Source organism: Pseudomonas fluorescens (genome assembly GCF_018614775.1).
Classification (GTDB): domain Bacteria; phylum Pseudomonadota; class Gammaproteobacteria; order Pseudomonadales; family Pseudomonadaceae; genus Aquipseudomonas; species Aquipseudomonas fluorescens_BY.
Map to the genome: position 1 here is coordinate 33,707 of NZ_JAGGOF010000071.1, position 15,057 is coordinate 48,763.

Here is a 15,057-nt window from a genome sequence, read left to right on the forward strand (position 1 = left end):
GATGCAGGGCAACCCGTCACCACACGGGTCGGAACCGAACGGATTAATCACCGCGCTTTCACAACGGCCTGACGAATCGGCTTCTAGACTACCTGTATATGTGGATGCGGCAGGAAGGCTGAAATGAGGCGCGCGGTAGCGGTATTGGGTGTGTTGATGTTGCTGGGCGGCTGTGAAACCACCCACGAGGATCTGGTCGCCCGGGGTTACCCGCCAGCGTTCGCCGACGGTTATGACGACGGGTGCAGCAGTGGGCGGCAAGCGGCAGGCGCGATCACCGGCCAATTCAGGAAAGACGTGCCGCGTTACCTCAAGGACGCCCGCTACGCCGAAGGCTGGAGCGACGGCTTCCGCCAGTGCCAGGCCATGCGCGAAAGCGAAGAACGCGATGCCTATCGCGAGCATCACTGGGACGAGCGCGAACGCGCCTGGCAGCAAGAGAAGGACCGCGACGCCGGTCGGGCTTATCGTTCGCAGTGAGTCGCCCACAGACATTCGTCGAAACCAAAAGCTTGCGACCATGGCCCAAACTCCAATAGAGGAGAACACCATGAGTCGCGCTTTCGTTAATGAAGACAACGCCGCTGCCCAGGCCGACCAGCCGGTCGAACGCCAGGTCAGTGCGCAACCCAACTACGTCACCCCCGAGGGGCTCGCCCAGCTGCAAGCGCGGGTCGCGCAACTGCAGGCGTTGCACAGCCAGCAAACAGCCCGAGGCGATCAGGCCGACAAGCAACGGATCGCGGACATCGAGCGAGACCTTCGCTATTTCAACCAGCGCCTGCAAAGCGCTCAGGTGGTTGCGCCGACTTCATCCGATCAGGTTCGGATCGGCCATTGGGTGACCTTCGCCGATGAACAGGATCTCGAGCAACGGGTGCAGTTGGTGGGTGAAGACCAGGCCGATGCGGCCAGCGGGCTGATCAATTGGGGGTCGCCGCTGGGGCGGGCATTGCTGGGGGCAAAACTGGGGGACGAGGTGATCTGGAAGCGACCGATAGGGAACCTGGCCATTGAAGTCATTGCAATTGAGTTGTCCTGACATCGCTGGACAAGAATGTCTTATTACTTGTTTAAGCAACTAAGCGCTCACCCATTACATGCGTGCGGCAATGGGTAACCGCAACATAAGGTCATAACCACACATTTGCGTTAAATCAGGAGCGTGCTACTGTTTTCCCGCTCCTCACCGAGGGGCTTGAACAATAAGAAAGGAGCTACTTGATGAGTGAATATCTACTGGCACTGTCAGGCGACTTTGATAGCGAACTCAAGCGTTATCAACCGTTGAACAGCCTTGGCATCGATTCAGTACACGTCTCCATTGTTGAGTGCGGCACGGTGCACTGCACCGCAATCTTGTGCTGAAACCCGTCCTCCAAGACTAACCCAACTCCCTTGATCCCGCTGAATCGAGCGCAACTACCGGCGCTCGAATAAGTGTGGATCGCTGTAACCGATATCCGAGGAAACATCATGAGCGAAAAAATCCTGAATATGTCCGGCGACTTCCATCTCGAGTTCGACGCCTACCAGGCACCCGCCAACAACGTTGGAGCGATATTCGCAACAACCCTGGAGTGCAATACCTTTGGGACCTGCACCAACATTGAATGTTCGACGGTCATGTGCTAATCCCTTATTCGACTAATTAAACAGCAGTACTTATAAATATAGAGCAGGCAGCGCCTGCTCTATTCATGTCAGGAGCCACGGCATGCTTGTTAACGCTTTGAGGTTTGATCAACAAGGTCAATGCAAATTCTCTTCCGACGCCGCCGTCACCCTCTTTGAAAACAACCTGACCCGTTTGCATGCTGATGATCAAGCCTTGCTGAATCATTTTGGCGTAGGCAGGGAGCATTTGATTTCGTATGCCAAGGCCTCTGTCGACAATCAGCGCTTACCCACCGACAGCGAAACCACCCTGGACGCTTTGAAGAAAAAGCTTATCCGGCTCGACTGCGTCAGCGTCGATACGACAGCGACCCCAAGCAACAAGGACAATTTCCATTGGTTTGGCCACCGTCTTTTTCTTTATTTCATCGACACACTCAAGGCGGACGAGCGCTATGGCAACGCGTCAATGCACATTGACGAACCCGCCGTGCTTGCCAGCCTCGAACGGTATGTCCTGGCCCGTGTCAGTCGTACCGCAGAACAAAGCCTGGTGCATTATCTGAATACCCGAATTGCGGAGGGCGATAACATTGACTTGAGTCGGTTCAACGAATGTTTACGATCCTTGCCGCTGCTGAAATTTTTCGAATCCTATCCAGTCCTGGCCACGCTGCTGCTTGGTATGTTGGAAGACACCGTCAACTACCTGTATGCAGTCATTCTCAACTTCGCCAATGATATTGAATCGCTGGAGACGGCGTTTTCGATCACATCGCGGAAAATAGATGCTATCGAGCTTGGTCTCGGTGACCCCCACGGTCGTGGCGAAACGGTCTGCAAGGTCAGCATCGGCGGGACTTCGCTGGTTTACAAGCCAAGGGCAAACCGGGAGGCACTTTTCTTCAATCGCCTTCTTGGACAATTACATGAGTGGACAGGCGCGGACTGTTTTTCCATCCATGCGCCAAAGACCCTGAGCCGCGAACGGCATAGCTGGGTAGAAAAAGTCGACAACCTGCCTTGCGACAGCCCAGAGGACGTTGAGCTGTTCTATGAAAAAATGGGCGCACAAATCGCCGTTATTCATGCCTTGAACGGCATCGACTTCCATTACGAAAATATTATCGCGTGTGGCAACAGCCCCGTCATGATTGACCTGGAATGCCTGTTTACCGCCTCCACCAGCGAAGCCCTGCTCGATTTGCCCGCTGGCTGCGCGCTATCCAATAGCTTTAAGTTGATCCAACAGTCGGTCTGCTCCAGCGGTTTTGTGCCCTTCTCGCAAAAATCCAACAACGACCAGAGTGGGCTGACTCGACAAGCGCTGTTCATCTCCACTCGCCGCTCGCTGGTTTTCGAGGACGGGTTTTACCATCTGCGAAAATTTGAATTCGAACACACACTTGAGCAAAGACATCTGCCGCTGTTGCAGGGCGAGCGCAAGGGGCATGAAGCCTATAAAGAAGCGCTTTTCCAAGGCTTTGAATATGCCTATGACGAACTGATGAAGCATCGGCATACCCTTATGCAGATGCTTGAACAATCAGCGGGCCAGTTATCAACCCGTGTATTGCTGAAAAACTCTCAACGCTATGCCGATTTTATCGGGCTGAGCCGCCACCCCCGCTTTATGCAAAACGGGCTGGACAAAGAGCTTCTGCTCGCAACTTTATGGAGTGACTCGAAAGAACTCTACCTGGCGGCCGGCATTCCTCGTCATGAAATGGCGGACCTGCAGAGATCCAGTATTCCATGCTTCACAATGCCCCTCAGTTCCAACAGTTTGACGAGCGCACAAGGTGTAACCATAGAACTGGCACAGGTGGAACCACCGATCAAAAGCTGCCTGCAGAAAATAGCCAACCTGGCTCCAGCAGACAAAGCGCTGCAACGCACACTCCTCGAACTCTGTTTATTCCGGCAACCCGATAGTCATCCGCCAGCCCCTGCCGGGCAGACGCCAGAAAAACCTGAAAATGCCACCCAAGCGAACCGACTCGATGCCGTGCTGCGCATCAGTGCCCGCCTCGAAGCGCTGGCGATCACGGGAACAGCAACTGACGTTCGCTGGCTGTCTTTTCATATGCACCCTACGACCCACAGAAAATACCCTTCGCCCATGGACCACGGCCTGTACTCCGGGATCGCCGGGATCGGTCTTTTTTGTTTGAGCCTGTTCAAGGTGAGCGGCAAGCCTCACTGCCTGTCTCTGCTGGATCAGGTATTGCATTCAATGGAGCAACATTTCGGCTTCTTCAAAACCGACCTGACCGTCAGCGCTTATCACGGCCTGGGGGCTTATCTCTTTCTGCTCATCAATCGTCACCAGATAACGGGGGATCCGGAACAGGATGAAAAAATCGCCGGCCTGCTGACCCAACTGATTGAAATGCCTCCTGAGCAATATGACTTCGACTTCCTGGGCGGCTGCTGTGGCGCCGTGACGCTGCTGGCCAACATCCATGAGCTGTCCGGGCGCGAAGATGTATTGCCGGCCATCAGGCGCATGGTCGATTACATAAAGGATCAGGTGCTGATTGAAGAAGGCCGACTGCTGCGACGTGATGATCGCTCGGTGATTCTGACGGGGCTGTCTCACGGTCTGTCGGGCGTCATCCATGCTTTGTGCAAGGCCTATGACGTGACCGGGGATGCGACGCTGGTGCCTTTGGCCATCCAGGTGCTCGAAGGTGAAAACCGTTTGAGTCGGGATGGTTTCTGGCTGGACCTGCGCGACCATGGCCATGCGGATCATTCGACCAAGTGGTGCCACGGAGACGGTGGCATTCTCATCGCCCGGCGACAGCTCATGAAGTCCATGGGCAACGTTCTGGACCAAGCGACCCGTATGACGGTGCTGGACGATATACGGCGATGTGAGAGCAATCTCTGGCAGCACGGGCTTGGCGATGGCTATAACCTGTGCCACGGGGACTTGGGCAATCTGATCTGCCTGTATGACGGGTATCGGCATTCAAATGACGCCGAGGGCATCCGCAGAGTCGAGCGAGCGCTCGACGAAGTGGCCAAGCGGTTTATCGATAGCTCGATTCTCGACAGCGACAGGGTACCCGACGTCAGCCTGATGACCGGAATAACGGGCGCAGGCTTTGCCTTGCTTTACTCGATCGATCCAACACTCCCCAACATTCTCTCACTCGATTTCGCGGGCCGGTCGCGACTTGAGCCTTAGACAAACCACCGTGGCGAGGGAGTTTGCTCCCTCGTTGCAGAATCATGTTCAACTTAACGTCGCGGAACCGAGAGCGGAACAAAATGACGAGCGAGCTATTACGCTACCTCATTAACCCGCCACCAAATAACAACCAATCATTTCCGGGTAGCCGTCAGTAAACGCAATATCAGGTCATAATCACAAACTTGCTTCAATCGAAGAGCGTGCTACTGTTTCCCCGCTTCTTATCGAGGAGCTTAAACAAAACAGGAGACGCTAATAATTAACAACCACTGGCAATGTCGGACAAGTTTTACAGCAGATTTGTACATTATCGACTGTTGAACAAGCTCGACATCAAAACAGTACAAGGAACATTATTGAGTCTGACACGGTGCACCGCACCGCGAGTGTGCTGAAACCTGTGTAACACAATCAAACTCTCCCTAATCCACCGCATGATTGCCGTTATGGCACTCGAACTGCGGACCGGTGAAACATTCTCGCTAACGAGGAAACATCATGAGCGAACAAATTTTGAACATGTCCGGCGACTTCAGTCTTGATTTTGAAGCCTATCAAGCGCCCAAGAAAGACGCTATGGAGGCAATGGCTGCTACTATCCTGGATTGCGACACGCTGGGCTGCACTGTCATTGGCTGCCCCTTCCCCTGATATGAGCTAAGTTAAAACTCAAATCAATTCGTTGAACGCGTTAGTTCAATAGTCGACGGGCCAAATCCCGGTGGGAGCGAGTTCGCTTGCTCCCACAGAGATGCGCCCATGAAAAACGGAGCCCGAAGGCTCCGTTTTTCATGCAACCAACCCCATCAAGCCAGCTTCTTGTGCCGTACACGATGCGGCTGGGCAGCGGCTTCGCCGAGGCGTTTCTTGCGATCAGCTTCGTACTCGGTGTAGTTGCCTTCGAAGAACACCGCTTGCGAGTCGTCTTCGTACGCCAGGATGTGGGTCGCCACGCGGTCGAGGAACCACCGATCGTGGGAGATCACAATGGCGGCGCCCGGGAAGTCCAGCAGCGCTTCTTCCAGGGAACGCAGGGTTTCGACGTCGAGGTCGTTGGACGGTTCGTCGAGCAGCAGGACGTTGCCACCCTCCTTCAACGTCAACGCCAGGTGCAGGCGGCCGCGCTCACCACCGGACAAGTCCTTGACGAACTTCTGCTGGTCGCCGCCCTTGAAGTTGAACCGCCCCACGTAGGTGCGCGACGGGATCTCGTAATTGCCGATGCGGATCTGGTCGGAACCGTCGGAGATCTGCTGGAACACAGTCTTGCTGCCGTCCAGGTCTTCGCGGCTCTGGTCGACGCAGGCCAGTTGCACGGTGTCGCCGACTTCGATGCTGCCCGAGTCCGGCGTTTCCTTGCCCATCAGCATGCGGAACAGCGTGGATTTACCCGCGCCGTTACCACCGATCACACCGACGATGGCGCCTTTTGGCATGGAGAACGACAGGTTGTCGATCAGCACGCGGTCGCCATAACCCTTGGTGACGTTCTTGAATTCGATGACCTTGTCACCCAGGCGCGGACCGGCCGGGATGTAGATCTCGTTGGTTTCGCTGCGCTTCTGGAATTCCTGGGACTGCATTTCCTCGAAGCGTTGCAGGCGGGCCTTGGATTTGGACTGGCGGGCCTTGGCGCCTTTGCGCACCCATTCCAGCTCTTCCTTCATGGCCTTTTCATGGGCCGACTGCTGCTTGGATTCCTGGGCCAGACGATCGGATTTGGCTTCCAGCCAACCCGAATAGTTGCCCTCGTAGGGAATGCCCGCGCCGCGGTCGAGTTCCAGGATCCAGCCGGCAACGTTGTCGAGGAAGTAACGGTCGTGCGTGATCGCGACCACCGTGCCCGGGAAATCGTGCAGGAAGTGTTCGAGCCAGGCGACGGAGTCGGCGTCCAGGTGGTTGGTGGGTTCGTCGAGCAGCAGCATGTCCGGGGCGGACAGCAGCAGGCGGCACAGGGCCACACGGCGTTTCTCACCGCCGGACAGGTGTTCGACCTTCGCGTCCCAGGCCGGCAGGCGCAGCGCATCGGCGGCGACTTCCAACTGGCGCTCCAGGTTATGCCCGTCGCTGGCCTGCAGGATCGCTTCGAGCTTGGCCTGTTCGGCGGCCAGCTTGTCGAAATCGGCATCGGGATCGGCATAGGCGGCATAGACCTCGTCCAGGCGTGCCTGGGCGTTCTTGATCACACTGACCGCCTCCTCGACCACTTCACGGACGGTCTTGGTCGGGTCCAGCTGCGGTTCCTGGGGCAGGTAACCGATGTTCAGGTCCGGCATCGGGCGGGCTTCGCCATCGAATTCGGTATCGACGCCGGCCATGATTTTCAGCAGCGTGGACTTACCCGAACCGTTGAGGCCCAGTACGCCGATCTTGGCGCCGGGGAAGAACGAGAGCGAAATGTTTTTCAGGATTTCCCGCTTCGGCGGAACAACTTTGCTCAGCCGATGCATGGTAAAGACGTATTGAGCCATGGTGAACCTAGCGTCAGTGACAGGTGAAAAGAACGAGCCAGGCCATGCACGGCGCCGGCGCTTGAGGGTGATCAAGGCCTGAGGGCGGATGCAGCCTGGGAATCTGGAGCTGGAACGCTCTTGTTTGACGGGCAAAGCTACCTCAACCGTCGGTCAAGGTCCAGCCGCCAGGGGCTGGCACTTTGCCACGCAGCAAGGCATGCTAGCCGCCCTTCGGGCGTCCGGCTTATAGTGCACGTCGCGCCAGTCCAGCAAAAGCAAACTGCAGGATTACAGCTTGTCCAACGTCACGCCGTCCTCGCCCCCACGTGCACCTGCTGCTGTGCCTGGCTCGCCCCTGCGCGGGACCTTGAAGGGCGCGCTGGCCACCCTCGTGCTGATGCTGCTCGGATTGCTCTTCTGGCAATTGCTCGACCAGATGCGCGAAACCCAGCAGCAACAGCGCCAGTACACCATCGACTACACCGCTGACCTGGCCGCGCAAGTCAGCCTGAACATGGCGCTGAACGCGCAGATCGCCCTGAATCTGCTACCGATCGTCGAACAACCGCAAACGGCCGACGAACAACAGGCGCTGGTGCGCAAACTCCAGCAATCGCTGCCTGAACTGCGCAGCCTGGCGTTGCTCAGCCCTTCCGGCAAGGTACTCAGCGACAGCGACGCCGCCAGCCACGACGCCGACTACCTGGGCGATCTGGTGCGGCGCAGCCGGGCCCAGGCACATTACTTCAGCAATTCCGAAGACGGCTCCATGGTGCACCTGCTGTTGCATCAGGCCAGCGGCAGCAGCCGTGGCTATTGGGCCCTGCGGCTGGCACCGAACTTTTTCGCGACGCTGACCAAGCAGGCCGATGTGGGCCTGCGCCCGATGTGGCTGGTGGAGAACCGCCTCAATCAGCAGATCGTCAGCCGCGACGAGGGCCTGCCTGCGGTCAGCACTGTCCGGCTCACCCCGGATGACCTCGACAACACCGTGCTGACCGTGCCGCTGAGCAGCAGCGACTGGCAACTGCGTGGGTTGTTCGACCGTCGCCAGGTAATCGAACAGCTGTTGCCAGCCTTTATCGGCAAATGCCTGCTGGGCCTGGCCTTTTCGATGCTGCCGGTGATTGCGCTGTTGAACATGCGGCGGCGCCAGCGCCAGTTGCACGAAGGTCGCCGTCGTTACCAGGATATTTTCGAAGGCACTGGCGTGGCCCTGTGCGTACTTGACCTGTCGGGGCTCAAGGCGTTCTTCCAGAAGGCCGGCCTGCACACGGGCGATCAGTTGCGCGCCTGGCTGCAAACCCCGCACCAATGCGAGCAACTGCGACAGGAAGTGCTCGTGACCGAGGTCAACCAGATGGCGTTGAAGCTGCTCAACGTCGACTCTTGCGAACAGGCCTGGCAATTGCTGGTGGGTAACGGCCCACAAGACCAGAACCCCGTTGGCTCGAAACTGCTCGAAGCACTGCTCGACCAGCACAAGCAACTGGAACTGGAAATCCGCCTGCAGGACGCCCATGGCCGCGACCAGCACCTGTGGCTGGTGCTGCGCCTGCCGGAACACGAGCACGACTATAACGCCGTCATCCTGAGCATCAGCGACATCACCAGCCGCAAGCTGGTGGAACTCTCGCTGCTCGAACGCGAAGGCTTCTGGTCCGATGTGGTGCGCACCGTGCCGGATCATCTCTACGTGCAGGATGTCATCAGCCAGCGGATGATTTTCAGCAACCATCACCTCGGCCAGACCCTGGGCTACGACCGCACCGAACTGCACCAGATGGGCGAGTACTTCTGGGAAATCCTGCTGCACAGCGAAGACGCCGACCACTACCACTGCCTGCGCCAGGAACAGCGCCGGGGCGGCTACACGCAACTGCTGCAATGCCAGCTGCGTTTCCGCCACCGCGACGGCAAGTGGCGGCGCTTTGAGGTTCGCGAACAGGCACTGGCCCGGGATCGACATGACCAGGTGACGCGGATCATCGGCGTGGCCAAGGACGTTACCGAGCAGATCGAGGCCAGCGAATCGCTGCGTGACAGCGAACAACGCTACCGGATGCTCGCCGAAAGCATCAGCGACGTGATTTTCTCCACCGACAGCAAGCTTTCGCTCAACTACGTCAGCCCGTCGGTGCAGGCGGTGCTGGGTTATAACGTCGACTGGATTTTCCAGAACGGCTGGCAATCGACCATCGCCAATCCGCAACAACTGACCGGTATCTACGATTTGATGAACCGGGTCAGCAAGGCCCTCGACCAGCCTGAGCAATTGGCCGAGCTGCGCAACCAGCTGCAGACTCAACTGTTCCTGTTCGACTGCCTGCGCGCCGATGGACGCAAGATCCCCATCGAGCTGCGCCTGGTGCTGGTGTGGGACGATCACGGCGCCTTCGAAGGCGTGCTCGGCGTGGGTCGCGACATCAGCCAGCAGCGGCGCGCCGAGAAAGACCTGCGCATGGCCGCCACGGTATTCGAGCATTCAACCTCGGCGATCCTGATCACCGACCCGGCCGGCTACATTGTCCAGGCCAACGAAGCATTCAGTCGCGTCAGCGGCTACGCGGTGTCGCAGGTGCTGGACCAGTTGCCCAACATGCTGACCGTGGACGAACAGCAGGAAGCCCACCTGCGCTACGTGCTCAAGCAGTTGCAACAGCACAGCACCTGGGAAGGCGAAGTCTGGCTCAAGCGCCGCAATGGCGAACACTACCCGGCCTGGGTCGGCATCACGGCGGTGCTGGACGACGAAGGCGACCTGGCCAGCTACGTGTGTTTCTTCAGCGATATCAGCGAGCGCAAGGCCAGCGAGCAGCGCATCCATCGCCTGGCCTACTACGACGCCCTGACCCACCTGCCCAACCGCACGCTGTTCCAGGACCGCCTGCACACTGCGCTGCAAGCGGCCGAGCGGCAGAAGAGCTGGGTCGTGCTGATGTTCCTCGACCTCGACCGCTTCAAGCCGATCAACGACTCCCTGGGCCATGCCGCCGGCGACCGGATGCTCAAGGAAATGGCCACGCGGCTGCTCGGCTGCGTCGCCGACGACGACACCGTGGCGCGCATGGGCGGTGATGAATTCACCCTGCTGCTGCAACCGCGCGCCAGCCGCGAAATGGCCCTGAACCGGGCCATTACCGTGGCCGAGCAGATCCTCGCCAGCCTGGTCCGGCCGTTCGTGCTCGAGGGGCGGGAGTTCTTTGTCACGGCCAGTATCGGTATCGCCCTGAGCCCCCAGGACGGCAACGAACTGAGCCAGTTGATGAAGAACGCCGACACGGCCATGTACCACGCCAAGGAGCGCGGCAAGAACAACTTCCAGTTCTATCAGGCCGACATGAACGCCAGCGCCCTGGAGCGCCTGGAGCTGGAAAGCGACCTGCGCCATGCCCTGGAGCAGAATGAGTTCGTGCTGTATTACCAGCCGCAATTCAGCGGCGACGGCAAGCGCCTGACCGGTGCCGAGGCGTTGCTGCGCTGGCGCCATCCGCGCCGCGGGTTGGTGCCGCCGGGGGACTTCATCCCGGTTCTGGAAGAGCTCGGACTGGTGGTGGACGTTGGTGATTGGGTCATCGCCGAGGCCTGCCGGCAACTCAGGACCTGGCACCAGGCCAAGGTCCGGGTGCCGAAGGTCTCGGTCAACATTTCGGCCCGGCAGTTCTCCGACGGCCAATTGGGTACGCGCATCGCCGACATCCTGCGTAGCACCGGCCTGCCGCCGGCGTGCCTGGAGCTGGAGTTGACGGAGAGCATCCTGATGCGCGAAGTCAGCGAGGCGATGCAGATCCTGGCCGGGCTGAAAAACCTCGGCCTGAGCATCGCCGTGGATGACTTCGGCACGGGCTACTCGTCGCTCAACTACCTCAAGCAATTCCCCATCGACGTATTGAAGATCGACCGCACCTTCGTTGATGGCCTGCCGTCGGGCGAGCAGGATGCGCAGATTGCCCGCGCGATCATCGCCATGGCCCATAGCCTCAACCTGGCGGTGATCGCCGAGGGCGTCGAGACCCATGAGCAACTGGACTTCCTGCGTGAACACGGCTGCGATGAAGTCCAGGGCTACCTGTTCGGCCGGCCGATGCCGGCCAATCGGTTTGAAGCGCAGTTCAGCAATGATGCGCTGTTTATGATTGATTGAGGCAGCTACGAGCTTGAAGCTTCAAGCTACAAGTAGAAGCAGTTCGTGTCAGCTTGTGGCTTGAAGCTTGAAGCTTGAAACTCTTCAATCTGAATTCCTTTCATACCCCTTCCAAAACCGGTGGGTTAGAATGCCCCCCTTTTCTGCCCCGATCCTTGAGGACCGCCATGTTCAGCCGTGATTTGACTATTGCCAAGTACGACGCCGATCTCTTTGCCGCCATGGAGCAAGAAGCTCAGCGCCAGGAAGAGCACATTGAGCTGATCGCTTCGGAAAACTACACCAGCCCTGCGGTGATGGAAGCTCAAGGCTCGGTACTGACCAACAAGTACGCCGAAGGCTATCCGGGCAAGCGCTACTACGGTGGTTGCGAGTACGTCGACGTGGTTGAACAACTGGCCATCGACCGCGCCAAGCAACTGTTCGGGGCCGACTACGCCAACGTCCAGCCGCACGCCGGTTCCCAAGCCAACGCCGCCGTGTACCTGGCGCTGCTGTCGGCCGGCGACACGATCCTGGGCATGAGCCTGGCCCACGGCGGTCACCTGACCCACGGCGCCAGCGTGTCCTCCTCCGGCAAGCTGTACAACGCTGTCCAGTACGGCATCGACGGCAACGGCCTGATCGACTACGACGAAGTCGAGCGCCTGGCACTCGAGCACAAGCCGAAAATGATCGTGGCGGGTTTCTCGGCCTACTCGCAGATCCTCGACTTCCCGCGTTTCCGCGAAATCGCTGACAAGGTCGGTGCCTACCTGTTCGTCGACATGGCTCACGTAGCCGGCCTGGTCGCCGCGGGCGTCTACCCGAACCCGGTGCCGTTCGCCGACGTCGTGACCACCACCACTCACAAGACCCTGCGCGGTCCGCGTGGCGGCCTGATCCTGGCTCGCGCCAACGCCGACATCGAGAAGAAACTGAACTCCGCGGTGTTCCCGGGCGCCCAGGGCGGCCCGCTGGAACACGTGATCGCGGCCAAGGCGATCTGCTTCAAGGAAGCGCTGCAGCCTGAGTTCAAGACCTACCAGCAACAGGTCGTGAAGAACGCCCAGGCCATGGCCAGCGTGTTCATCGAGCGCGGCTTTGACGTGGTGTCCGGTGGTACCCAGAACCACCTGTTCCTGCTGTCGCTGATCAAGCAGGAAATCTCCGGCAAAGACGCCGACGCCGCGCTGGGCAAGGCGTTCATCACCGTGAACAAGAACTCGGTGCCAAACGACCCACGCTCCCCGTTCGTCACCTCCGGCCTGCGTTTCGGCACCCCAGCCGTGACCACCCGCGGCTTCAAGGAAACCGAATGCAAGGAACTGGCCGGCTGGATCTGCGACATCCTGGCGGACCTGAACAACGAAGCGGTGATCGACGCCGTTCGTGAGAAGGTCAAGGCCATCTGCAAGAAGCTGCCGGTGTACGGCGCTTGATACAACGCTGAACCGTCATCAAAAAGCCCACACCGAAAGGTGTGGGCTTTTTTATTTGCATTCCATGAAAGCAGCCCAACTGCCGAACAACCTCCAATATAACTAACGCGCCTTTAACCATACACTTTAATCCTTGAAACACACCCCTCAACATCCTCAACCCAGAAACCCATAACATCGAATCCCATCTTTCACGGCAACTTATGCCACCTGATAAAGGATGCGATTTCTACATGGACAGTAAACACTCTTTTACCGCGACGCTCAGCCTGCCCGACATGGATATCCAGTTGCTTGAGACGCTCCATGGCAAACCGGCACTGGCGACCCTTACGCCATTCAGCGGCGGTTTTTTCAGCGGCAGACCGCAAACTGTCGATCACTCAAGCCTGCTGGGCATGCACCCCAAAGCCGAGGGCAGGGTCATCCAGCCCTTGAGGCTGTACTTTCGCCATACGGCCGAGGGCTACATCCTGTCCGTAAAAAACCCAGGAGAACATGTCAACAAATTCATCGGCAAACAGTGGTTTGAGGTATTAGGCGTAAAAGACTCGGGGACACCCACCCTGTTTACACTCCTCGACCCACAAAACAGAGCGATCAGCCGGGACTTATTCGCCAAACATACTCCATTGTCACTCATGACCCAGAACAACAAGTATATCGGCGGGCTACGTGTGCGCGGTTCGCCCTATCGTTATCTGGCAGAGACGGAAGCGCGCTCAAAGTTGACTTTCATACTTAGCGTCATTGGGTAGGCAAGACCCGGACATTATTTAGCGCATGGAACTGCGCGGGGGTTGTGGCGAGAAAATACCTCGCCACAGGCCGCAGGCGTCAACCTAGTAGGGCGTCGAAGCCCGCGCGGATCTTCTCTTCCGGCAACTCGTCGGCAATGAACACGATCACGCTTTCGCGGGTCTCATCGGCGGCCCATTCGGTGTCCCAATCGAAGCCGTACAATTTGAGCACACCCTGGAACACCAGTCGGCGGGGTTCGCCGGCGATATTCAACACGCCTTTGTAGCGCAGCAACTGCTTGCCGTGGTCTTCGAGCAACTGGTTCATGAACTCGCTGAGCTTGTCGATATCCAGCGGCTTGTCAGTGCGCAGCACCAGGCTGCTGATGCGGTCGCCCGGGGTCGCCTTGCCGACGGGGCGCAGGCTGAGCCCGGCGCCCAGGTCCGCATTGAGGTTGAACCCGCGGATGTCGAGCAGTTCGGCCAAGTCGATTTTGCCGTGCTCGACCACCCGAATGGGTGCCCGGCGGTTGATGCGCGTCAGCCGTTCGCCAAGGGCTTGGACCTGGGCCGCGTCCACCAGATCGGTCTTGCTCAGGAGCAGGCGATCGGCGAACCCGACCTGCGCCTGGCCGATGGCCTGGGTCAGGTGCACGTCGGCGTGGGCGGCATCCACCAGGGTCAGGATCCCGTCGAGGATGTAGCGCTCGCGCAGGTCCTCGTCAATGAAAAACGTCTGGGCCACCGGGGCCGGGTCGGCCAGGCCGGTGCACTCGATCACCAGGCGATCGAAGGCAATCGCACCGCTATCCAGTCGTTCGAGCAACAGGTACAGAGCTTTGGTCAGGTCGGTGTGAATGGTGCAGCACACACAGCCGTTGGCCAGTGTCATGACCTGCACCGGCTCGTCACCCAGCAACTGGGTGTCGACGCCGGCATCACTGAATTCGTTCTCGATCACGGCGATCTTCAGGCCATGCTCGGCCTTGAGCAAATGACGCAACAACGTGGTCTTGCCGGCGCCGAGGAAGCCGCTGAGGATGGTGACCGGGATGGGAGAGGACAAACAGAGTCTCCTTGATGCAAGTTTTTTGTGGGAGCGAGGCTGCTCGCGATGGCGGTGGGTCAGTCAATACCGATGTCGGCTGATAGTACGCCATCGCGAGCAGGCTCGCTCCCACAGGGGATTTGTGGCGCAAGCAAATCCTGAGTCCACGCCAAACAACTGTGGGAGCGGGCTTGCTCGCGAAGGCGGTGGATCAGTCAATATCTTCATCAACTGACCCATCGCATTCGCGAGCAAGCCCGCTCCCACAAGGAATTACCTCAAGGCTACCGAGTCAGCAGCACTTGGGCCCACCCTTGCCACCGTAGCGGGCTTGCTGGCGTTCGCGGAAGAACGCCTCGTAGTCCATCAGCGGTTTGTCCGGGTGCTTGGTTTGCATGTGCTCGACGTAGGTGTCGTAGTCGGGCATGCCGA

At 58.7% G+C, this 15,057-nt stretch carries 12 protein-coding genes; 9 read left to right on the forward strand and 3 right to left on the reverse strand.

What is annotated here, in order from left to right; genetic code table 11:
* Positions 1-123: 123 nt before the first annotated feature.
* The 6 genes from J7E36_RS18370 to J7E36_RS18395 all read left to right on the forward strand — a co-directional run bounded on the left by J7E36_RS18370 (position 124) and on the right by J7E36_RS18395 (position 5,470).
* Entirely contained in the window at positions 124-480 is a 357-nt protein-coding gene (locus J7E36_RS18370) for a hypothetical protein (RefSeq protein ID WP_215005815.1), read from the forward strand.
* 70 nt (positions 481-550) lie between these two features.
* Complete coding sequence (locus tag J7E36_RS18375) at positions 551-1,042, forward strand: GreA/GreB family elongation factor (protein ID WP_215005818.1); 492 nt, start codon at positions 551-553, stop codon at positions 1,040-1,042.
* Between the two features lie 182 nt (positions 1,043-1,224).
* Positions 1,225-1,368 (forward strand): hypothetical protein, encoded by a 144-nt coding sequence (locus J7E36_RS18380; RefSeq protein ID WP_215005821.1) that lies wholly within the window; start codon positions 1,225-1,227, stop codon positions 1,366-1,368.
* Positions 1,369-1,476: 108 nt separating this feature from the next.
* Complete coding sequence (locus tag J7E36_RS18385; protein ID WP_215005824.1) at positions 1,477-1,635, forward strand: hypothetical protein; 159 nt, start codon at positions 1,477-1,479, stop codon at positions 1,633-1,635.
* A gap of 82 nt (positions 1,636-1,717) precedes the next feature.
* Positions 1,718-4,813: a type 2 lanthipeptide synthetase LanM gene (lanM, locus tag J7E36_RS18390; RefSeq protein WP_215005828.1), complete on the forward strand. Its 3,096-nt coding sequence runs from the start codon at positions 1,718-1,720 to the stop codon at positions 4,811-4,813.
* 504 nt (positions 4,814-5,317) lie between these two features.
* Positions 5,318-5,470, forward strand: a complete 153-nt coding sequence (locus J7E36_RS18395; RefSeq protein WP_215005831.1) for a hypothetical protein — start codon at positions 5,318-5,320, stop codon at positions 5,468-5,470.
* A 155-nt stretch (positions 5,471-5,625) separates the two neighbouring features.
* Here the strand turns inward: J7E36_RS18395 and ettA are convergent, their stop codons facing one another.
* The gene (gene ettA, locus J7E36_RS18400; protein WP_215005834.1) at positions 5,626-7,290 is read right to left on the reverse strand and encodes an energy-dependent translational throttle protein EttA; all 1,665 of its coding nucleotides are present in this window, start codon (positions 7,288-7,290) and stop codon (positions 5,626-5,628) included.
* Between the two features lie 277 nt (positions 7,291-7,567).
* Between ettA and J7E36_RS18405 the strand changes: the two genes are divergently transcribed.
* From J7E36_RS18405 to J7E36_RS18415, 3 genes are all read left to right on the forward strand, one after another.
* Positions 7,568-11,416 carry a sensor domain-containing protein gene (locus J7E36_RS18405; RefSeq protein ID WP_215005837.1) on the forward strand — a complete coding sequence of 1,283 codons (3,849 nt, stop codon included), beginning with the start codon at positions 7,568-7,570 and terminating at the stop codon, positions 11,414-11,416.
* A gap of 167 nt (positions 11,417-11,583) precedes the next feature.
* Entirely contained in the window at positions 11,584-12,837 is a 1,254-nt protein-coding gene (gene glyA, locus J7E36_RS18410) for a serine hydroxymethyltransferase (protein WP_215005839.1), read from the forward strand.
* 233 nt (positions 12,838-13,070) lie between these two features.
* Positions 13,071-13,595 (forward strand): hypothetical protein, encoded by a 525-nt coding sequence (locus J7E36_RS18415; RefSeq protein WP_215005842.1) that lies wholly within the window; start codon positions 13,071-13,073, stop codon positions 13,593-13,595.
* Positions 13,596-13,674: 79 nt separating this feature from the next.
* Here J7E36_RS18415 and yjiA read toward each other — a convergent pair whose 3' ends face one another.
* Both yjiA and J7E36_RS18425 read right to left on the reverse strand, forming a co-directional pair.
* Complete coding sequence (gene yjiA, locus J7E36_RS18420) at positions 13,675-14,643, reverse strand: GTPase (RefSeq protein ID WP_215005845.1); 969 nt, start codon at positions 14,641-14,643, stop codon at positions 13,675-13,677.
* A gap of 274 nt (positions 14,644-14,917) precedes the next feature.
* Positions 14,918-15,057 (reverse strand): YbdD/YjiX family protein (locus J7E36_RS18425; RefSeq protein ID WP_215005848.1); only part of this gene is annotated, 140 nt, incomplete at its 5' end.

Bases quoted from the DNA above. Each gene is read 5' to 3' on its own strand.
- J7E36_RS18370 (WP_215005815.1), top strand. From the start codon at position 124: ATGAGGCGCGCGGTAGCGGTATTGGGTGTGTTGATGTTGCTGGGCGGC.
- J7E36_RS18375 (WP_215005818.1), top strand. From the start codon at position 551: ATGAGTCGCGCTTTCGTTAATGAAGACAACGCCGCTGCCCAGGCCGAC.
- J7E36_RS18380 (WP_215005821.1), top strand. From the start codon at position 1,225: ATGAGTGAATATCTACTGGCACTGTCAGGCGACTTTGATAGCGAACTC.
- J7E36_RS18385 (WP_215005824.1), top strand. From the start codon at position 1,477: ATGAGCGAAAAAATCCTGAATATGTCCGGCGACTTCCATCTCGAGTTC.
- lanM (WP_215005828.1), top strand. From the start codon at position 1,718: ATGCTTGTTAACGCTTTGAGGTTTGATCAACAAGGTCAATGCAAATTC.
- J7E36_RS18395 (WP_215005831.1), top strand. From the start codon at position 5,318: ATGAGCGAACAAATTTTGAACATGTCCGGCGACTTCAGTCTTGATTTT.
- ettA (WP_215005834.1), bottom strand. From the start codon at position 7,290: ATGGCTCAATACGTCTTTACCATGCATCGGCTGAGCAAAGTTGTTCCG.
- glyA (WP_215005839.1), top strand. From the start codon at position 11,584: ATGTTCAGCCGTGATTTGACTATTGCCAAGTACGACGCCGATCTCTTT.
- J7E36_RS18415 (WP_215005842.1), top strand. From the start codon at position 13,071: ATGGACAGTAAACACTCTTTTACCGCGACGCTCAGCCTGCCCGACATG.